The 21,185-nt window shown below is 44.3% G+C and carries 20 protein-coding genes; 10 read left to right on the forward strand and 10 right to left on the reverse strand.

The window, feature by feature from the left end; translation table 11 throughout:
• Positions 1–2: 2 nt before the first annotated feature.
• The 7 genes from BLS59_RS26165 to BLS59_RS26195 all read left to right on the forward strand — a co-directional run bounded on the left by BLS59_RS26165 (position 3) and on the right by BLS59_RS26195 (position 11,418).
• Positions 3–1,205, forward strand: a complete 1,203-nt coding sequence (locus BLS59_RS26165) for a DUF4185 domain-containing protein (protein WP_091154940.1) — start codon at positions 3–5, stop codon at positions 1,203–1,205.
• Positions 1,206–1,802: 597 nt separating this feature from the next.
• Positions 1,803–2,465 (forward strand): SGNH/GDSL hydrolase family protein, encoded by a 663-nt coding sequence (locus tag BLS59_RS26170; protein WP_091154943.1) that lies wholly within the window; start codon positions 1,803–1,805, stop codon positions 2,463–2,465.
• Positions 2,466–2,544: 79 nt separating this feature from the next.
• Entirely contained in the window at positions 2,545–4,827 is a 2,283-nt protein-coding gene (locus tag BLS59_RS26175; protein ID WP_091154946.1) for a GH92 family glycosyl hydrolase, read from the forward strand.
• 21 nt (positions 4,828–4,848) lie between these two features.
• Positions 4,849–7,812, forward strand: a complete 2,964-nt coding sequence (locus BLS59_RS26180) for a discoidin domain-containing protein (RefSeq protein ID WP_091154949.1) — start codon at positions 4,849–4,851, stop codon at positions 7,810–7,812.
• A gap of 333 nt (positions 7,813–8,145) precedes the next feature.
• A complete protein-coding gene (gene fucP / locus BLS59_RS26185) occupies positions 8,146–9,381 on the forward strand; it encodes an L-fucose:H+ symporter permease (RefSeq protein WP_091154952.1) in 1,236 nt (411 codons plus the stop codon).
• A gap of 108 nt (positions 9,382–9,489) precedes the next feature.
• The gene (locus tag BLS59_RS26190) at positions 9,490–10,512 is read left to right on the forward strand and encodes a LacI family DNA-binding transcriptional regulator (protein ID WP_091154955.1); all 1,023 of its coding nucleotides are present in this window, start codon (positions 9,490–9,492) and stop codon (positions 10,510–10,512) included.
• Positions 10,513–10,518: 6 nt separating this feature from the next.
• On the forward strand, positions 10,519–11,418 hold the full coding sequence (locus BLS59_RS26195) for an alpha/beta hydrolase (protein WP_091154959.1): 900 nt from the start codon (positions 10,519–10,521) through the stop codon (positions 11,416–11,418).
• 11 nt (positions 11,419–11,429) lie between these two features.
• Here the strand turns inward: BLS59_RS26195 and BLS59_RS26200 are convergent, their stop codons facing one another.
• The gene (locus BLS59_RS26200; protein ID WP_091154964.1) at positions 11,430–11,750 is read right to left on the reverse strand and encodes a hypothetical protein; all 321 of its coding nucleotides are present in this window, start codon (positions 11,748–11,750) and stop codon (positions 11,430–11,432) included.
• A gap of 194 nt (positions 11,751–11,944) precedes the next feature.
• On the opposite strand from BLS59_RS26200, the gene BLS59_RS26205 reads away from it, so the two are divergent.
• The 3 genes from BLS59_RS26205 to BLS59_RS26215 are packed head-to-tail and all read left to right on the forward strand — an operon-like array spanning position 11,945 to position 14,544.
• Complete coding sequence (locus tag BLS59_RS26205; RefSeq protein WP_091154967.1) at positions 11,945–12,349, forward strand: EVE domain-containing protein; 405 nt, start codon at positions 11,945–11,947, stop codon at positions 12,347–12,349.
• Positions 12,349–13,467, forward strand: a complete 1,119-nt coding sequence (locus tag BLS59_RS26210; protein WP_091154970.1) for a carbohydrate-binding family 9-like protein — start codon at positions 12,349–12,351, stop codon at positions 13,465–13,467. Before BLS59_RS26205 ends, BLS59_RS26210 begins: the two co-directional genes overlap by 1 nt.
• Before the next feature lie 3 nt (positions 13,468–13,470).
• On the forward strand, positions 13,471–14,544 hold the full coding sequence (locus tag BLS59_RS26215) for a family 10 glycosylhydrolase (protein ID WP_091154974.1): 1,074 nt from the start codon (positions 13,471–13,473) through the stop codon (positions 14,542–14,544).
• A 392-nt stretch (positions 14,545–14,936) separates the two neighbouring features.
• Here BLS59_RS26215 and BLS59_RS26220 read toward each other — a convergent pair whose 3' ends face one another.
• The 9 genes from BLS59_RS26220 to BLS59_RS26255 all read right to left on the reverse strand — a co-directional run bounded on the left by BLS59_RS26220 (position 14,937) and on the right by BLS59_RS26255 (position 21,151).
• Positions 14,937–15,386: a MarR family winged helix-turn-helix transcriptional regulator gene (locus BLS59_RS26220; protein WP_091154977.1), complete on the reverse strand. Its 450-nt coding sequence runs from the start codon at positions 15,384–15,386 to the stop codon at positions 14,937–14,939.
• A gap of 83 nt (positions 15,387–15,469) precedes the next feature.
• Positions 15,470–15,643: a C1orf53 family protein gene (locus BLS59_RS31850; RefSeq protein ID WP_162842779.1), complete on the reverse strand. Its 174-nt coding sequence runs from the start codon at positions 15,641–15,643 to the stop codon at positions 15,470–15,472.
• Entirely contained in the window at positions 15,643–16,584 is a 942-nt protein-coding gene (locus tag BLS59_RS26225; protein ID WP_091154979.1) for an MBL fold metallo-hydrolase, read from the reverse strand. The genes BLS59_RS31850 and BLS59_RS26225 overlap by 1 nt, the downstream gene beginning before the upstream one ends.
• A complete protein-coding gene (gene coaE, locus BLS59_RS26230) occupies positions 16,581–17,177 on the reverse strand; it encodes a dephospho-CoA kinase (protein ID WP_091154982.1) in 597 nt (198 codons plus the stop codon). The genes BLS59_RS26225 and coaE overlap by 4 nt, the downstream gene beginning before the upstream one ends.
• Positions 17,178–18,125, reverse strand: a complete 948-nt coding sequence (locus BLS59_RS26235; protein WP_091154985.1) for a CdaR family protein — start codon at positions 18,123–18,125, stop codon at positions 17,178–17,180.
• Between the two features lie 128 nt (positions 18,126–18,253).
• Complete coding sequence (gene yajC, locus BLS59_RS26240) at positions 18,254–18,580, reverse strand: preprotein translocase subunit YajC (protein WP_091154989.1); 327 nt, start codon at positions 18,578–18,580, stop codon at positions 18,254–18,256.
• Between the two features lie 12 nt (positions 18,581–18,592).
• Positions 18,593–19,057 carry a DUF1573 domain-containing protein gene (locus BLS59_RS26245; RefSeq protein WP_091154992.1) on the reverse strand — a complete coding sequence of 155 codons (465 nt, stop codon included), beginning with the start codon at positions 19,055–19,057 and terminating at the stop codon, positions 18,593–18,595.
• A gap of 9 nt (positions 19,058–19,066) precedes the next feature.
• Positions 19,067–20,014: a transcription antitermination protein NusB gene (locus BLS59_RS26250; protein ID WP_091154994.1), complete on the reverse strand. Its 948-nt coding sequence runs from the start codon at positions 20,012–20,014 to the stop codon at positions 19,067–19,069.
• Between the two features lie 51 nt (positions 20,015–20,065).
• On the reverse strand, positions 20,066–21,151 hold the full coding sequence (locus tag BLS59_RS26255) for a Glu/Leu/Phe/Val dehydrogenase dimerization domain-containing protein (RefSeq protein WP_091154997.1): 1,086 nt from the start codon (positions 21,149–21,151) through the stop codon (positions 20,066–20,068).
• Positions 21,152–21,185 lie beyond the last annotated feature (34 nt).

Genomic DNA, 21,185 nt, shown 5'->3' on the forward strand with positions numbered 1-21,185 from the left:
AAATGAAAAAGTTTGTTTTTGCCGGTATTTTATATTGCTTGAGTATTGTTGCTTTGGATGCCGCCGCCCAAACAAAACCAGGCGCTGTAAACCTTACCGATCTTAAATTTACCGTTCATGAAGCACCCGAATGGACTGCCCTTTTAAAACGTGATTCTGGCTGGTTTGGGGGCGATGGCATTTACACCATTCCGCTTAACGGAATTGAACATAAACAAGCCGGCGAAAAAGATAAGGTACTGTTCATTTTTAGCGATAGCATGATAGGCGAAGTGCGCGAAGGAACTCTTACCACGGGTTTTAAAATGATACATAATTCGGTGGCCTACCTCAACGGTAACAAACCTGCCGCCAATCAAATGAAGTTTTATTGGGATGAGGATAAGGCAGGTCAGCCCGAATCGATATTTATTCCGCGTACTACAAAAACCGACAGTACAGATTACTATTGGCTTGGCGATGGTTTTGTGAACCAGGAAATGGCCAATACCACCTATATTTTTGGCTATCGCGTACGCAATGTAAGCAGCGGCGCATTCGGCTTTAAAGAGGTTGGTAATACATTAATAAAAATTCCTGCCGGCAGCAAGCCGCCTTATAAAGATCTGCAGCAAATGGATACGCCGTTTTATTTAACCGATAAGGATGGCGATATAGGCTCATTTGGCGCGGGTATCTATGCAAACACCGCTAAAACGGGTGCACCCAAGCCCGATGGCTACCTGTACATTTATGGTGTACACGGTCAGCGTAAAAACATGATGGTGGCCCGTGTTTTACCCAAAGATTTTGAAACGTTTAAAAAATGGACTTTTTATGATGGCACGGCCTGGGTGAGCGATATGAATAAAGTCGCCGATGTTACCGATAATGTATCAAACGAGTTAAGTGTTACCGCCTTGCCCGATGGTCGCTACGCGCTGGTTTTCCAGGTAGGTGGCATGAGCACCGCGGTGGGGCTGCGGATAGGGGCAAGTCCGGTAGGGCCGTTTGGGCCAATAATAAAACTTTGGGATTGCAAGCCCGACCTTACTGAGAAAACCTATGTAGTTTATAACGCCAAAGCCCACCCAAGCCTCTCAGCCCCCGGCGAGCTCCTCATCAGCTACAATATCAATTCCGTTGATTTTATAAATGATCTTAAAAAACAGCCAAACCTTTACAGGCCAAGGTTTATACGGGTGAAATTTGGAAGTATCAAGTAGTTAGTATCAAGTATCATGTACTTAGAAACTGTTGAAAATTAAAATATTCATTGCCGTTGACTTTAGTCAACGGTATAGGAAAGCGTATTACTGGCTTTAGCGCAATTATCCAGACAGGATTTGGGCTAAAGCCCCTGTTCCCTGTCCTTAGTCCGTTGACTAAAGTCAACGGCAATGATTTTTTCTAATACATAAATTAATCCAACTCAGGTTTAGACGGCTTCTTAGCATGGTACTCTCAGTGAATACAAAAAAGGTGATGCTTGATACACGAGTAATAACCCATGAGTAGGAAGATTAAGCATAGAAACGCAATGGCTTGTGCGATTCCCTCCCTTGGGAGGGTGGAGGGAGGGGTTTCTACATGAACAAAGCGGACAAACCCCTCCCTGCCACTACAGAATCCTACGCACCCCTCCCCAAGGAGGGAAGAGCAGCGGCAAAACTAGCGTCGCTGTCTACCCATGGGCTATTGCTGATACCCGCTACCTGATACTATCTTCACATAAAAATGCAAAAATCTTGATACTTGATACTAACTACTTGATACTTCTTTCTATATTTACTAAATCAATTTAGCATAAACCAAAAAACAATATGAAAAAACTTATTTTACTGGCCGGTTTAATAGTTCTGGCTGGTTTTACGCCTAAAAAACCGTTTAAAGTAGTGTTCTTCGGCGATTCAATAACCGAGTATGGCGCGCAGCCCGGTGGGTTCATCACCTTATTGCGGGACAGGCTGAAAACCGAACAAAAGGATAAAGATTACGAAGTAGCCGGTGCCGGTATAGGCGGCAACAAAATATATGATCTGTATTTAAGGTATGAGGACGATGTGCTCACCAAAAATCCCGACGAGGTGGTGATTTGGGTAGGGGTGAACGATGTTTGGCATAAACGTTTATTTGGTACCGGTACCGATTGGGACAAGTTCGGCAGGTTTTACAGCGCGCTTATCAAAAAAATGCAGGCTAAAAATATCAAGGTAGTGCTTTGTACCCCGGCCAGCGTAGGCGAAAAAACAGACTTCAGCAATGAACTGGATGGCGACCTGAACAAATATTCCCAGATCATCCGCGACCTGGCTAAGCAATATAATTGCGACCTGGTAGATTTCAGGTATACTTTTCATGAGTACAACCTCAAAAATAATCCCGAGAATAAAGACCATGATATTTTAACCAAGGATGGTGTGCATCTTAATGATGTGGGCAACAAACTGGTGGCAGACATATTTTATAAAACCTTAATCAAATAAGGTTTTATTTATTCATTTGCTAAATCGATTTATTTTATAAATTTGTCTATCCAATTAAAGTAACATCTTTTAAAATCTAATGAAAATAAGATCATTTGCCGCCGCTGTATTTACCATGTGGTTTAGCCACGCCCATGCGCAGGAAACTAACCTGGTTAAATATGTGAACACCCGGCAGGGTACTAATACCAAGTATGAGTTTTCTTACGGTAATACCTATCCGGCAACGGCCCTGCCATTTGGTATGAACACCTGGACGGCCCAAACCGGTAAAAACGGCGACGGATGGAAATATCAGTATTTTGAGCATACCATCCGCGGTTTCCAGCAGTCGCACCAATGCAGTTCGTGGGTAAATGATTATGCGGTGTTTTCGCTGATGCCGGTTACCGGTAAATTGGTTGTCAATGAAGATGCAAGGGCTGCATCCTTCAAGCACGAAAATGAAACCGCCCAACCCAGCTACTACAAAGTAAAACTCGACAATAATATTACCACCGAAATGACGCCTACAGAACGCGGTGCGCATTTACGTTTCTCGTTCCCGAAAGGTGCAGGCTCGTACCTGGTGCTGGATGGTTATACCAAAATGAGCATGGTAAAGATCATCCCGCAGGAGCACAAGATCATTGGCTATGTAAACAACTGCCGCTGGGCACCGCAGGGTTTTAAAAATTACTTCGTGATCACCTTTGATAAGCCCTTTGCCGATTACGGCGTATGGGAGAATAAAAAGAACCAGCTATCGCCCAAAAGCTTAACCGGCGAGGGCGAAGGCATTGGCGCATACCTGAAATTTAAAGATGGCGAAACTGTACAGGCCAAAGTAGCCTCATCCTACATCAGCCCCGAGCAGGCCGAACTTACCCTGCAAACAGAGCTGGGCCAATACCGCACGTTTGATGATACCCGTAAAGCCGCCGATAAGGTATGGAACACCCTGCTTGGTCGTATTGCTATTGAGGGCGCTACCGAAGATGAAAAAGCAACTTTTTACAGCTGCCTTTACCACGCTAACCTGTTCTCGCACCAGTTTTTTGAGTATGGGAAGGATGGTAAACCTTATTATTACAGTCCGTATGATGGTAAGGTGCATGATGGTTACATGTACACCGATAATGGTTTTTGGGATACCTTCCGCGCGCAGTTTCCGCTTAATACTATAATTCACCCTAAAATGCAGGGGCAATATGTGGCGGCGCTGTTAGATGCGCAGGAGCAATGCGGCTGGTTGCCTGCATGGTCGTTCCCTGGCGAAACGGGGGGGATGCTGGGCAACCATTCTATCTCCCTTTTGGCCGATGCCTGGGTAAAGGGCATCCGCACCTTTGATCCAAAACGGGCTTTGGAAGCTTATTATCATGAAGCTACCAACAAAGGCCCCTGGGGTAGTGCCAATGGTCGCCCCGGTTGGAAGGAATATTTTACAGATGGCTACGTACCATTTTCGGAAAAAACGCAGGGTGCTACCGCCTGGACACTGGAGTTTGCCTATGATGATTTCTGCGGATACCAGCTGGCTAAACAAACCAATAACGAGTACTACCAAAATGTTTTTGGCAGACAGATGTATAACTACAAAAACCTGTACGACCCCAAGACCCGCTTTATGCGCGCCAAAGATGCCAAAGGCAACTGGATAGAACCATTTGACCCGATGGATTGGGGCGGCCCCTACACTGAAGGTAACGCCTGGCATTGGACATGGTCGGTATTTCAGGATGTGCAGGGGCTTATTAATTTGATGGGCGGCGATAAAAATTTTACCGCTAAGATCGACTCTGTATTTACCGAACCGGGAACCATAAAGGTTGGCGGCTACGGGCAGGTGATCCACGAGATGACAGAGATGGCTAAATTTAACATGGGTCAGTATGCACAGGGCAACGAGCCTATTCATCACCTGCTATACCTGTACAACTACGCTGGTCAGCCCTGGAAAGCCCAGCAGCACCTGCGCGAGGTAATGGACAAGATGTACAATGCCACAGAGAATGGCTACCCCGGCGATGAGGATGAAGGGCAGATGTCGTCATGGTACGTGTTGAGCGCAGCGGGCATTTACAGCGTATGCCCCGGTACTGATGAATATGTGATTGGCAGCCCGGCGTTTAAAAAAATAACCATCACGCTGGAAAGCGGTAAAAAGTTTACCATAGAAGCCAATAACAACAGCAAACAAAATGTGTATATCCAGTCGGCTACGCTTAATGGCAAACCATATACGCACAACTTTATAAAATATGCCGATATCATGAACGGCGGCGTGCTGCATTTTGAGATGGGCAATAAACCCAACACCACCCGCGGCCTTGCTGCTGAGGATAAACCCTTCTCCCTATCAAGAAATACAGCCAACTAAACAAAAGCACCTACAAACATTATGCACATAAATTTTACCCCGTTTTTTAAAAAGGCAGTTTTTTTAGCTGTTATAATTGTGGCCGGTTTCAGGGCCTCGGCACAAAATATTGTTTACCTCAACAGCTCTGCACAACAAAACTGGAAAGTTAAGGCCCAGGCCGAAGTTGGTGCCGATAGTGCCAATATTTACAAGCCCGGTTATAACGCTGCCAACTGGGTAAAGGGCGTAGTTCCCGGTACTGTTTTTAATGCCTATGTAGAAGCCGGACTGGAGAAAGACCCCAACTTTGGCGATAATATTTACAAGGTTGACAAAACAAAATACGACCGTAATTTCTGGTATCGTACCGAGTTCCAGATCCCGGGGAGCTATACCAAAGAAAAGATCTGGCTTAATTTTAAGGGCATCAACCGCAAGGCAGAAATTTACCTGAATGGCAAGCAAATCGGCAGCCTGGATGGTTTTATGCAGCGCGGTAATTTTGATGTTACCAACCTGGTGAGCCGCAATAGTACCAACGTTTTGGCGGTACTGGTTTACTGCCCGCTAACACCACTGGTTAACTACGCCAGCCCAACCTATATCCCCAGCGCCAGCTGGGATTGGATGCCTTACGTACCGGGACTTAACTCCGGTATTACCGATAAGGTTTACCTGAGCAACACGGGCAATATCACTATAAAAGATCCCTGGATCCGTACCGAGCTGCCAACAAATACCCGTGCCGATGTATCCATCGCTGTAGGGGTAAAGAATAATACATCGAAATTTCAGTCGGGCGTGTTAAGCGGGGTTATTAATCCGGGTAATATTGAATTTTCTCAAAAGGTATTTATAGGCGCAAACAGTACATCAGAAGTTAAGATAGATAAAAAACGCTTTGAGGAACTGGCTATCAACAGTCCCAAACTATGGTGGCCAAACGGTTACGGCGAACCTAATTTGTACACCTGTCAACTTACCCTAAAGCTGGGTGATGAAGTATCGGATAGCGAGAACATCAAATTCGGGATAAAAAAGTACAGTTATGATACCGTTGGCAGCGTGCTGCATTTATATGTGAACGGTACCAAAATATTTTTAAAAGGCGGCAACTGGGGCATGGCCGAGTACATGCTGCGCTGCCGTGGTAATGAATACGATACCAAGCTGAAACTGCACAAGGAAATGAACTTTAACATTGTGCGCAACTGGATAGGGTCGACCACGGACGACGAGTTTTACGATGCGTGCGATAAGTACGGTATGATGATCTGGGATGATTTCTGGCTCAACTCTATCCCCAACTTGCCAAACGATGTAAATACCTTTAACGCCAACGCGGTAGAAAAGATCAAGCGTTTCAGGAACCACCCCGCCATAGCCATCTGGTGCGGCGATAACGAGGGCGACCCTATGCCGCCGCTTAATGGCTGGCTGCGCGAGGATATCAGCACCTATGATGGCGGCGACAGGCGTTATCAGCCCAACTCGCACGCCGGCGGTTTAACCGGCAGTGGTCCGTGGACAAACTTCGACCCGCGCTGGTATTTCAGCAGGTTCCCTAATGGTTTTGGCGGAACGCCCGGCTGGGGCCTGCGCAGTGAGATAGGCACGGCGGTATTCACCAATTTTGATAGTTTTAAAAAGTTTATGCCGAAGGATAAGCTTTGGCCGCGCAACGAGATGTGGAACCTGCACTTCTTTGGTCCATCGGCAGGCAACGCTGGGCCCGATAGATACGATGATGGTATAAATAACCGCTACGGCAAGGCGACTGGTATTGAAGATTATTGCCGCAAAGCACAACTGCTTAATATAGAAACCAACAAAGCCATGTATGAGGGTTGGGAAGATAACATTTGGGAGGATGCATCGGGCATCATGACCTGGATGAGCCAGTCGGCCTACCCATCATTGGTATGGCAAACTTATGATTACTATTATGACCTTACCGGCGCTTACTGGGGTGCCAAAAAAGCCTGCGAGCCCTTGCACATTCAATGGAACCCGGTTAACAACTCGGTAAAAGTGATCAATACCAGCGGCGGGAATGAAACCGGCTTAACCGCCCAGGTTGATATTTATAACAGCGATGGTAAAGCGGTGAGTGATTATCACCGAAGCAAACAGGTAGATGCGCTATCAAATGGGGCTACCAACTGTTTCACCATTAATTTTAAGGAAGAACATACCAACCTTGCGCTCAATAAACCTGCCGTAGCCTCATCGTCAGAAAATAGCGAAGCGGCTTTGGTTACCGATGGTAATTCGGGCAGCAGGTGGGCCAGTAAGCAAAATGATAATGAGTGGATCTATGTTGATCTGGGTTCGGTACAGGTGGTAAACGGCGTAAAACTAAACTGGGAAGAAGCCTACGGAAAATCATTCAAGATCCAGGTATCTGACGATGCCAAGCAGTGGAAAGACGTATACGAAACCGGCGATGGACATACTGGCGTGCAGCAGATCACTTTTGATGAAACGAGGGGCCGCTATGTGCGTATGTACGGGCAGCAGCGCGGTTCGGGCTGGGGTTATTCACTTTGGGATTTTGAAGTGTATGGCGGCGAGCCCAGGAGTAATGGTCTTACCGATGTGCATTTTATCAAACTAAAACTGACCGATAAGAACGGCAAACTGGTATCTGATAATTTTTACTGGCGGGGCAACAAGCGCACCGATTTTACCGCACTTAACAAACTGGGGAAAGTTAACTTAAAAGTATCGTCGAAAATTACTAAAGCCGATGGTAAGTATTATATCAATGCAACTATTACTAACCCGGCATCGTCGCCAGCGATAGCTTTTGCCATAAGGGCACAGGCCGTGCGCAAAAGCAATGGCGGGCAAATATTACCGGCGCTGATGAACGATAACTATTTTTCGCTGGTAAGAGGCGAATCTAAGGCGATAAAAATTGAGTTTGATGCCAGTGTATTGGGTAATGATACCCCAACCTTGCTGGTGCAGCCTTATAATGATCCTGTAAAAGCGGAGTGATATTAAATAAAAACAATTGTCATTCCGAACCCTTGGAGGACAGGGATATAGTGAGGCAAGGGTGAGGAATCTTATACTGTATGCATTGTTTAGCATGTTTGAAACAAGGCGTATAAGATTCCTCCTCATCCCTGGCGCACAATTTCCCCGCTGATTCGTTCGGAATGACAACCGGTTTATTGCAATTTAAGATTTTAAAGATATGTTCGCTCGTAACCTACTAAAACGTTTGAGATGTGCTTAAAACGAAATTAAAGTTTGAAAAATATATACAGGTTTAAAAGATTTGAATTAATTTAACCCCGCCAATTAATTCAATCTAAAACCTGTTGTATGAGTACCAAGCCCAATTTTACCGAAAGTAAATACATAGTAGTTTTAATATTTGTCACCTCGCTGTTTTTAATGTGGGGTGTATCTATGACTTTGGGCGATACCTTAAACAAGCATTTTCAAAATGTGTTGCACATAAGTAAGTTCCGGTCAGCTTATGTTCAGTTGTCGATATTTGGTGCTTATGCGGTAATGGGCATACCTGCTGGTTTGTTTATGAAGCGATTTGGGTATAAAAATGGAGTATTAATGGGACTTGCATTTTACGCCTTGGGTGCATTTCTTTTTGTCCCTGCCGCAAATGCAGAATCTTTCGCGTTTTTTAGAATTGCATTATTTATTTTGGCCTGCGGTATGGCAACTTTAGAAACCGTAGCACACCCATTTGTAGCCGCCCTTGGCGATCAACGTACAAGTGATCAGCGTATAAATTTTGCCCAGGCATTTAACGGAGTAGGAGGCGTGATTGGTCCATTTGTAGGGAGTTTTATACTCCAAAGTGGCTTAGAGCATTCAAATGATCTGATTGCCGTTAAGCATTTATATATCATTATAGGTTGTGTTGTAGCTGCTGTTGCATTGATGTTCTCATTTGTTAAAATACCAGCTATAACCGATTCTCACGTTGTTGCTGAAGATGCTTACGCAGTTGCTGGTGTTGAAGATGCAGATGTTAGTTTATTTAAACAAAAACATTTCCTTTTTGCTGTTGTGGCACAATTGTTTAATGTGGCGGCGCAGGGCGGTACCTGGGCATTTTTTATAAATTACGGTTCTGAAGTGATGCATTTCACAGACTCGCATTCTGCTCGGTTTTTCTCTTTCAGCATGGTAATGATGATGATAGGGCGGTTTGCAGGTACAGCGTTAATGCGTTTCATTAAGCCATACAAGCTGCTTTCTATATTTGCAGCAGGCAATATCATCATGTGTATAATTGTAGCGCAGGGATTTGGCTGGCCATCTTTTGTGGCGCTGCTGTTCATTAACTTTTTCTTCAGCATCATGTTCCCTACCATATTCAGCCTTGGGTTAAAAGATCTTGGGCCAAAAACACAACAGGCATCATCCTTTATTGTAATGGGTGTTGTAGGCGGGGGAGTATTTCCATTACTAATGGGACTTATTGCTAATCATAACGTGGCAACAGCTTATTATATGCCGATTATTTGTTATGTGGTTATCTTTTTATTCGGGTTCCTTTATCCGCGTTTAAACAGAAAAGTAACTGCGTAAACTTGGTTAGTAAACCGATTTATCATTTAAATAAATCGGTTTACTAATAGTGTTGTAATTACAATATTTAATATATTACCCTATATTTGAATTAACTAATATAAGCGGGTGAAAAAGAAGTTATCTATTGTTGATATTGCCAACCAGTTAAACGTATCTAAAACTACCATTTCATTTATACTAAACGGTCGTGCCAAGGAAAAGCGGATAAGCGAAGAACTTGTTGAACGGGTAATGAAGTATGTGAAAGAAGTAGGCTACAAGCCCAATTCGCTGGCCAAAAGTTTACGTACGGGTAAATCAAACACCATTGGGTTAATGGTGGAGGATATCTCCAACCCCTTTTTTGCCAGCATAGCACGCTTAATTGAAGACAGGGCCTATAAGAACGGTTACAAAATAATTTATTGCAGCACTGATAACGACACGCACAAAACCCAGGAACTGATAACCATGTTCCGCGACAGGCATGTAGATGGCTATATTATGGCCCCGCCCGAAGGGATAGAGGAGGATATTATAGCGCTGCTTAAGGATGGTATGCCGGTGGTAATGTTCGACAGGCACCTGCCCATGGTAAATACCGACTATGTAGAAATTGACAATCTTTTCAGCACCTATAACGCCACCCGCCACCTGATAGATCAGGGGTATAAAAACATTGCCTTCGTTACTTTCGCTTCGGAACAAACCCAAATGAAATCCCGCGTGCAGGGGTATAAAGACGCATTGGGTGCATCAAACCTCAAACAAAATATACTTGAGGTAGTGTTTAATCAAAACGAAGATTTGATCATTGAGCCGATAACCGATTTTTTAACCAAGAATAAAAAGCTGGATGCCGTGCTTTTCGGAACAAACCATATTGGTACCTGCGGCCTCAAGGTTATCAGCGCCATGGAACTCAGCATCCCTAAAGATCTGGCGGTTATTTCTTTTGATGATTATGATGTGTTCAAGCTACATTCGCCGCCGGTAACGGCCATAGCGCAGCCTGTAGAGGAGATTGCCGATAATGTGATAACTGTATTGCTCAATAAACTAAATGCCCGTATGGAGGCGCAGAGGCCGCAATCCATCACCCTTAAAACCGATCTTAAAATCCGTAAATCATCCCTGAAAATAAAATAAACCGTTATGGGGCGTAAATTAACAGCCTTTTACTTGGGCCTGCTGGCCGTTTTTGTTTTGCAGCAAGCCAATGCGCAAGTGGTTGATACCCTCGCGCTCAATAACGTTAAGCTTTACCGCAGTATTCCCTATGGTAAAACCGACCCTAATCAAAATATCGATCTTTATGTTCCGCTGAATGCCGCTAAGCCAATGCCCACCATTTTGTGGATACATGGCGGTGCATGGGAGGGAGGCTTTAAAAATTGGATAGATGTGGCTTATTTAACCCAACATGGTTACGCTATTGCCAGTATCGAATACCGTTTTTCTCAAACAGCCAAATTCCCGGCCCAGGTTATTGACTGTAACGAAGCCATTTATTTTATGTGGAAGAACGCTGCTAAATATGGCCTGGATACTTCGCGTTTTGTAATAGGAGGGGCTTCGGCAGGAGGGCATTTAGCTTCGCTTATCGGCATGAGCGCCAACAACCACATGGCGTCGTTTTATAACGATGTGAAGAAGGAAAGCAAGGTAAGCCTTAAAGCGGTGCTTGATTTTTATGGTCCGGCAGATTTTAATGCCACCCACGGTAAAGCCGTAGCGCTTGATCATGACAGCCAGGCTTCGGTAATTACCAAACTGCTTGGCGCTTCTATTTTAGACAGGCCCGACTTGGCGAAAATTGCAAGCCCCGTTACCTACGTTGATAAACACGACCCGCCGGTACTAATACTTCATGGCGATGCAGATGAATTGGTGCCATTTTTTGAAAGCCAGTTATTTAACAGCTGGCTTAAGTTGGCGGGTGTAAAATCGCAATTGGTAAAGCTGCCGGGCATTGGTCATGCTGGGCCTGCTTTCTCCGATCCCGAACACCAGAAAATAGTACTTGATTTTTTAAACGAGGTGTTAAAAAAGTAGCTGCAAAGCGTTTATTGTTTTGACTGCTGATACTTATAATGCAGGTGCTTCAACGTTTCTGTCGAAGCTTCATCGGCAGAAGTACCATAACCGCTCACCAAAATTCCTTTTTCGCCGGTTTTTGATGCAAGCGCATAAACGGTTGCTTCATCGGCCGGGTCAGATGCGCCTTCGTACCGGTACAGATCAACTATCTCAAACTCATCTGCCGAGTAAGCCTGTTCGCCAGCCTTTAGCTGGTTTTTCTCCAGGTTAAAATCAAGCGTAAAGCCTTGTTTTTTTAATTGCTCAATGGCCTCGGTAACGGTGGCGTAGTGAAATTGCTGCTTCATGAGATTGGATGTTTGGTATAGGTAAAGCTAAACAATAATGAGGATAGGTTTCATACCTCAAATTTAATCAATAATTATAGTCGCTTGCTGTATTTTCCAACTTTTAAACATTCGCTCTTACTATCTTTTTACAAAAGTCTGCGCACTTTATCCACGCTTTTTAACATCTTTACCAGTGTAATAACTATACTACTATGCAGCATTGGCTTGTAAAATCCGAACCGGTAAAATATAGCTGGGAAAAATTCAATAAAGATGGTCGTACTTTTTGGGATGGCGTGCGCAACTACCAGGCGCGCAATAACTTAAAATTGATGAAAGAGGGCGACCTGGTATTGTTTTATCATAGTAACGACGGTAAGGAAGTTGTAGGCATAGCCAAAATTGTAAAGGAATTTTACCAGGACCCCACAACTGAAGATCCTAATTGGGTAGTGGTGGACCTATCGCCGGTAGAAACGCTCAAGAAACCGGTAACCCTTGAAGTTATTAAAGCCGATGAACAACTGAAAGATATTGGCCTTGTGCGCCAGGGTCGCCTTTCGGTAATGGCCCTAAAACGCGAGGAATTTGACCGGATACTGGAACTGGGCAGCTAATGCGTGCCGTAAATACAAAGGGGTATTTTATCGGGCTGATGCTATCAGCCTTTACGCTTTTGAGCTCGAATGAGGCAAGTGCGCAATCGCCATTTAAAGGGCTCGAAAACCTGTTTACTGTTCCGGCAGGCTATGTGGTAAAACATACAACAGCCGCTCCGGTTATTGATGGCGACATAGACGAAACTGTATGGCAGCAAGCCCAATGGACAAGCGATTTCGTTGACATTGAAGGCGACCTGAAACCCAAGCCACCTTTACAAACCAACGTAAAAATGCTTTGGGACGATACCTGCCTCTACATAGCCGCCCGGCTAAATGACCCACAGGTTTGGGCCACATTAAAGGAGCACGACCGGATAATTTTCAAGGATAATGATTTCGAATTATTCATTGATCCCGCAAATACTACCCATAACTATTATGAAATTGAGGTAAACGCATTCAACGCTATCTTTGATTTGTTTCTGCCAAAGCCCTATCGCGAAAGAGGAGGCCCCGTTAGCGGCTGGGATGCGCACAACATGCGTACGGCGGTAAAAATACTGGGTACGCTTAATAATCCGGCAGATACCGATAAGGGTTGGACGGTGGAAATGGCTATCCCTTTTAAATCCATCAGTATGGCTTTAAATCGTAATGCCCCAAAGTCGGGAACTATCTGGCGCATCAATTTTTCACGGGTGCAGTATAACACCACTATAGAGAACGGACGCAACGTAAAACTAAAAGATAAGCAAGGGTATGACATGCCCGAGCACAATTGGGTATGGACTGCGCAAGGCGTTATAAATATGCACTTCCCCGAACGCTGGGGTTACCTTCAATTTGCCAAAGATGGGGCTGATACCACGTTTGTGCTGCCGTATTCTGAAGAGCAAAGGAAATATTTATGGCTGGTTTATTACCGCGAAAAAATGTGGTTTCAGCAGCACCATAAATACGCATCGTCATTAAAAAAATTAGGTTTGAAAAGATCTTATAACATTTTAAATAAATTTAATAACTTACGGCTCGAAGCTACAACGACTCAGTTTGCGGCTTTCATAAATGTTAAAGACGATCAGGAAACCTACACCATTAACCAGGATGGGTTTACAGAAAAAATCAGACCTTAAACCATGAATAAGCGCCAATTTTTAAAGGCCGGTTTATTAGCCGGTGTTGCTGCACAATTGCCATTATTAAGCAATGCCTCCGTTATTGATACCGCCAATAAAAAGAAGCCAATGAAAAACTGGGTTTGGATAAACCCCAACCTGAAAGATACCGACGAGGACCTTAAAGCTAATTATACGGCCTATAAAGCTGCCGGTATTACCGGTATTTTTTTTGAGAACGACAGCGAACGCCATTTTCGCGCTGCCAAAGTGGAGGGCATGGAGGCTCACCGGTGGATCTGGACGTTTAACCGGGCCGAACTACTCACTCAGCACCCCGAGTGGTACAGCAAAAACCGTAACGGCGATTCATGTGCCGATAAGCCACCCTATGTAACTTACTACCGATGGCTTTGCCCATCGCGGCCTGAGGTGCAGCAGTATCTTACCGAAACAGTTGATAATATCCTGAAGCTGGATTATGTTGATGGCATCCACCTGGATTATGTGCGTTATTGCGATGTAGTGCTGCCCGTAAATCTGTGGGATCATTATAAAATTGAGCAAACTAAGGAACTGCCTGAGTATGACTATTGCTATTGCGAAGTTTGCCAGGCAAAGTTTAAGGAGCAGTATAACCAGGATGTTAAAGCGATCCAATACCCGGATGCCAGTCTTTCGTGGCGGTTGTTCCGGTATGGTAACATCATCCGGGTAGTAAACGCGGTATCGGCAGTTGCGCGGCAGCATAAAAAGGCCATTACGGCGGCCGTATTCCCAACACCCGAAGTTGCCCGCCGCAACGTACGGCAGGACTGGACAAACTTTCACCTCGATGGCGTATGCCCCATGATATACCACGGTTTTTATAAAGAGGGCGTAAGCTGGATAGGCGATGCCGTAGCCGAGGGCGTCCATTTTCTCGCCGGTAAATTCCCCTTGTACGCAGGTTTATACCTGTCTGATTTTAAGAATGACGATGAAGTACGCACCGGTATTCAAAACGCGTTACGCAATGGTGCCGCGGGTGTATCGTTTTTCGGCAAACTAACACCCGGGGTATTGGATATCCTGAAGCATGAAACGAGGGTGTAGATAGATGTGCAGATTATAAATTTCAGATGTGCAGATGATTTTGTCTGAACCGGGATTCTTCGGATTTAGGGATTGCCTTGATTTTTGTTTCGAGTTATTGTAATAAAACGGGATTTGTCATGCTGAACGTAGTGAAGCATCTATTCGCCTATTTGCATAGTTTGCGAGTAGATCCTTCGTACCTCAGGATAACAAAATAAAGATATAATATTACAACTTGTCATTGCGAGCGGAGGGTGGCAATCTCGTCATAACAACCGTGCAATGTGGTTAACCGTACTACGGGATTGCTTCGTACCTCGCAATGACAAGGTGTAGGAATGGTACATTTGAAATCTATAATCTGCACCTGAAATCTGCACATCTGTAATTTGAGATCTGCACATCAAAAACTATCCTCTTAGCTTATCCAGCAGGTCGCTTAGTTTTTCGGCTTCTTCTTCGGTGAGGTTATTTTTTAGGATTTCGCGGGTTTTAAACTCTTCGTCTATTTTGGCGAGGATTTGCAGGCCGGTGTCGCTGATGCGGATATCAACCGCGCGGCGGTCTTTATTATTGGTACAGCGCGATACAAGCTCCTTCTGGATCAGCCTGTCAACAATCCGCGATGCATCAGACATTTTATCAACCATACGCTCCTTTAACAGGTTAATAGTTGCCGGTTTTGGGTATTGGCCGCGTAGTATCCGCAGGATGTTAAACTGCTGCTGGGTAAGGTTATGCTTATCAAAATGGCACCTGAAAAAGTTACTTAACCAGCCAGATGTGTAGGCTATATTAATTGCTACTTTGTGGTAGTTGTCCTCAAAATTGGTGCTTTGTATTTCGTCGTCTATCCGCATAATAATGTAACAATAACTAATTGTGCAAATATGTTTAAATATTTTTAAATTGTTGTTATCGCGCTCAGTATGGTAGTAAAGAGTTAATCCTTTATATCGTTATCATGCTCATCCTCTGTTGGTTTGGGTTTTCCATATCCCCAGGGGCAGTGCAGGCACTTGTTTTTACAGCAGTAACCACGTTTAAGGTGATATGCTTCGGTAAAAACAAAATTGCCGTCGTTGTTTATGTAATAATCAACCCCTTCCTGCAGCATTAGTTAAGTATTTTAACAAATATATCATCCTTAAAATGATTTTTTAAATGCCGGCCATCGCCATGCAGCGTCCATACCTGTTTGGGCTGGGTGCGGGTGATGGTTTCCAGTATATCGTTCCAGTCCACATGGTCTGATATAAAAAGGGTATCCTGCTGGTTCACCTGCAGGTTTTTCCAGCCCGATGCAAACAAGCGTTTAACCCCCGTAGCCCTAATGTAACTGTCGAAGGTAAAAGGCGGTACAATGTATACAAACTCGTCCTGTACCTTCATCAGCTTGCGGCCATACATCTGGTATTTGCCCGGCGAGTAACCCATGTGCTCGTAAATAGCATTAATAGGCATTATACGGTGATGCACCAATATCTTTTTCTGCGGAGCATGGGCAGTGATGAGGTTTATCAACCGCTGACTTTTACCCAGCCCGTACGCACCCAACAGTATATTGCTTTTAATGTCGTTTATCTTTTTTATTTCCTCAACAGGATCGGGATGTATAACAGCCGGATCGGCAAAGGTGCTCTCGGTAATCAGCACATCTGTAGTAACCCATTCAATGGGTTCGCAGGTAGCATCGGGTTGCAGTTTGTAATCGCCGGTGTACAGGTAGCGGGTACCGTCATACTCCATCAGCACCTGTGCCGAGCCCAGCATGTGGCCCGCGGATATAAAAGTGATCTTTACGTTGCCAATGGTAAATGGCTCGTTGTAGGGCGTTATATGGAATACCTTGGCGGCCGTGCGCTCATACCTTAGCTGCATAATGGTAGCCGTGGCGCGGGTGCAATACACCTCGTTATTACCGCTAACGGCGTGGTCGGCATGGGCATGGGTAACTACCGCGTGTTTGGCGGGTAGTTTTGGGTCGAGGTAAAAATCGCCATACTTACAGTACAGGCCATTTTCGCCATCTATAATCACAAAATCATCTATTATCATTGGTTGGTAGCGAGTGCTAAATACTGACGGTGCAAAGCATGCACTTGCGGAATAACCAGGTGCTTATCGTCATTTATAATAAAATCATTAGCCAGTTGCTTTTTATCTTTTTCGGATAGCTGGCGGGCCTCGCGTTTTTCTACATCGGTTTTTGATACGCCATCGCGCTGCATCACGCGGGCAATGCGCATTTCAAGTGGGGCAGTAACTAATATAGATCGATCGCAGGTTTTGTAGGAACCGCTTTCAAATAAAATGGCGGCTTCCCTTATAATGTAAGGGGCGTTGGCCTGTGCCTCCAGCTTATCAAAGGCCCGGAAAACGGCAGGATGCACCAGCGCGTTCAGCTTTTGAAGGTCGACATCATTATTAAAAACAATGCCGGCAATGTGTTTACGGTTAAGTGAGCCATCCTCAAAATAGGATTCAGTTCCAAAGGTGTGTTTAATGGCTTCGATAAGAATTTCATCGGTTACCATTACCTTTTTAGCTTCATCATCAGCATAAAAAACGGGGATGCCCAAAAACTCAAATATTTTTGCAACGGTAGTTTTACCGCTGCCTATATTGCCTGTTAAACCTATTTTAAGCATTTACTTTTTTACAATGAAATCAATATTTGCCGGGAGGACCTTCACTACTTTACAATACGGTGGAAAGTGCGACAACTTAACCGGTAACGAACTATAGCCATGTTCCTGCCAAAGGTCAAGATCGGCGGTGGCCTCAAAAAGATCGTCGTTCATATCCTTGTACCGGCTTAACGAGGTGGTGAACGTAACCTTTACCTTTTGCGGAAAAACCTTTACGTTGTAATATTTATGGTTGTTAATTAGCTTAACAGGAATTTCGATGGTTTTTTCGGTAAACTCATCAACGGGGATAATTACCTGTACAGTTTTGGGGTATACATTCAGGTTGCCTTCCTTAACGGGTTGCAGATTTACGCGCCTGTTTATGGTTTCATTGATATGGCCGCCGGTTATTGAATCTGTTTTCCAGTTATCCAGTTTTTGCAGGCGATCAACCGGGCCGCTCACAGTTACATAAGCCGGGCGGATAATAATATCGCCGGATACGGCAAACTGTTTCTGGTATTTTAAGCCCATCATGGCCAGCACAGGTACTTTCTTGGTAAGCCTGTTTGAAAAATCAAAGTAAAGCGTATCGGGATCAATGGAGATGATCTGCTGGTTGGTTTCCTTTTTGGCATTGATCTGTGTGAGCTGGGTACTCAGCACCACAAAGTTGCGGCTCTCCAGTGTATGCAGGTCAACAGTAACCGGCTTGGTTTCCGGGGTCATTTTTGAGAATACCATTTGCCAGCCCGTGCCCGAAACTGTTGCAATAACCGTATCGGCCTGTAAAGAGTGAAAGGCACGTTTTTGCGGAGCGTTCTTAAAGGTTAGTACCTCCTGAACAGTATAGTTGTAAGAGTTTGACAGTGTAGTAAATACCCAGGCCAGCACCGCAAGCACCAGGCACGTAAAAAATGCCGATAGCCGCCTCCGTTCTGTTGTTGATAATTTTACTATAGCCATTCTTTTAGGTAAAAGGGTAAAGGTGAAAGGATAAAGGTTTTATTAGAAAGGGGAAAGGCGAAAGAGCAAAGGTAAAAGCAAACGCCTCGTACCAATTACCTTTCGCCTTTAACCTTTTGCCTTTAACCTTACTTTACAACCGCAGGTGTATTCAGTGCTTTTGAAGCATCTAAAGATATAGCCGATTTATCAAAACGAATTTTTCCGTTCTCAACCTCAACTAAAAAAGTAGCTTCATTAAGGTCGATGATGCGGCCGTGGATACCGGCGGTAGTAACTACCCTGTCGCCTTTTTTAAGTTCATCTACGTATTTCTTTTGATCTTTTTGTTTTTTAACCTGTGGGCGGATCATGAAAAAGTAGAATACCGCAATAATTAATACCATTGGTATTAACGTACCGTAGCTTCCTAATGGTCCGCTGGCTGCTGCCTGTAATAAAATAGTTGCTATCATTTTTTAAATTAATTATTTTTTTGTTTCGGATTGTGCTGGTGTAGTAACCTCGCCAACTAAATGCACCATGCTTTGGGCAGGCACTGTATTGGCAGTAATGGTAATTTGTTTATCCTGTAAACCTGTTTTACCGGCACTGTTAAAAGTAACTTTAATTACACCGTTTTCGCCCGGTTTAATGGGGGTATGCGGCCAAACCGGGGTAGTACAACCGCAGGTTGCAACCGCATCGGTAATTATCAGCGGCGATTTGCCGGTGTTTGCAAATTTAAAATCATAACTAACCTTGTCGCCTTGTTTAATTTTACCAAAATCGTGGCTTGGGGTTTCAAACTTCATTGCAGGCGCTTCGGCAGCGTTGGCTGTAGTTGCAGTTTTTGTGGAGTCGCCGCCGGTATTTGCCGCAGTTTTGCCACCCTGGTTACAGGCCGATAACATTACGCCTGCTGTTAGTAAGCTCAAAAATAATTTTTTCATTGTTTATTGTTATTCAATTAATCCTCTGCCTATTTTTTTGATTTTATTGTCGGCTTTTAAGTCAAACAAAATCTTGTCTAAGATACCGTTTATAAATGAATTACTTTTAGGTGTGCTAAACTCTTTAGAGATTTCCAGGTACTCATTTATAGTAACCTTTACCGGTATCGAGGTGAAATTAACAAACTCGGTAATAGCCATTTTCATGAGCAGGGTATCCATCATGGCAATACGCTCGGGCTCCCAGTTAGTGGTTTTGGCAGCTATAAGTTCCTGGTATGGTTTATCAAAACGGATGCTTTTTTCAAACAGGTCAACCACAAATTCGCGGTCTTCTGTCCAGTTGCCGGTAATTTCGGCCAGGTTGTTAAGTTTGGCATCATCAAAGGCAAAGTTTTTGAATGTTTTGGCTATCAGCGCTTGTAATACATCTCTGTCTACCGGCCAAAAAATAAACTTGTCCTCAAAAACCTGCTCGGCTAATGACGATTTAAGGATTACTTTCTTGAAAATGAATTTGATAATGTCTTTATCCGTTTGGATGGTGTCGCCGGTTTTTGCCAGGTACTCGGCATATTCGGGTGAGTTTTTAAGAATAATGAACAGCGATTTTGCAAGCTCGGGTTCAAAGTGCCATTCAACCTTATATTTTTTTAAGGCGATAAGGTAATCCCGGTTGTCGTTTAATGAAAGGATGAACCTGTTGCTGAGTATTTTAACGTCGGCATTAAGGTCTTCGGCGGTGGGGAGGTGTTTGTTGGCGCGTTCTGCGGCGTCATTTTCGGCGTAAGCAACAACTTCGGCAATGAGCGACAGCATCCAGATGTACATTTCAAAAACCTGGTCTATGCTGTGGAGCATATTTTTTTCGTTTGCGCGGATGTCCTGTGTATCCGATTGATGGAACGCGTATAACGCTTGTAATACCTTTACCCGTAGGTGCCTTCTGTTTAACATGTTGTAAGAACGATTTTGCCTGCCTTTCGGTGGGCTGGTTAAATTAATATATTAATATGATGATTTTACTTTTTTAATGTCTGTAATGCGTTTCTCGGCAATTTTATTGGCCGCTTCAATAGTAGAAATGTTTTCTAATTTAGAAAGTTTTAAAATATTACGGGTTGCCTCGTAAATATTTTCGGTAAGCTGTAAAGTGCGTTTTTTGCTGAAGCCCATCAACTCCGAATAGCAGTTGATGATACCACCCGCGTTGATCACGTAATCGGGCGCAAAAAGTATGCCTTTTTCCAGCAGCAACTCACCATCTTTTGCTTCATCCAGCAACTGGTTATTGGCCGATCCGGCTATGATGCTGCATTTAAGTTTATTGATAGTTTGCGCATTTACTGTGCCGCCCATAGCGCAGGGAGCATAAATATCGGCATCTATATCAAAAATACTGTTGTTTGATACAGCTTCGGCACCAAATTTCTTGGAGATCTGCCTTACCCTGTCTTCGTTGATGTCGCTGGCGTAAACCTTAACATTTTCATCGCGCAACAGGCGTACCAGGTGTTCGCCAACGTGGCCAATACCCTGTACTATTACCGATTTTCCGGTAAGGCTGTCGCTGCCAAACTGTTCTTTAACACAGGCTTTTATCCCCATAAAAACACCTTGCGCCGCAATGGGTGATGGATCGCCGCTGCCGCCCAGGCTTTCGGGGATGCCGGTAACATGCTCGGTTTCCATGCGAATGTATTCCATATCGCGCGGATTGGTGCCCATATCTTCGGAGGTGATGAACTCGCCATTGAGGTTTTTTACAAACCTGCCAAATTTGCGCATCATCGCTTCGTTTTTATCCTTGCGCGAATCGCCAATGATTACAGAATAGCCGCCGCCCATATTAAGGCCGGCAATAGCGCATTTGTAGGTCATGCTTTTTGAAAGGCGCAGTACATCGTTTAAGGCATCACCTTCTGTTTTATAAGGCCACATGCGGGTGCTGCCAAAAGCAGGGCCGAGGGTGGTATCATGAATGGCGATGATGGCTTTCAGATTGGTATCCGGATCACTGCAAAATACCACTTTTTTATGCCCGAAAGTATCGAGCTGGTTGAATATGGATTGCGTTGACGGTTGTACAGGCATTAGTTACGGTAGTAAATGTTTTAAGGCGGCACAA

This window comes from Mucilaginibacter pineti (assembly GCF_900101875.1).
Taxonomy (GTDB): Bacteria; Bacteroidota; Bacteroidia; order Sphingobacteriales; family Sphingobacteriaceae; genus Mucilaginibacter; species Mucilaginibacter pineti.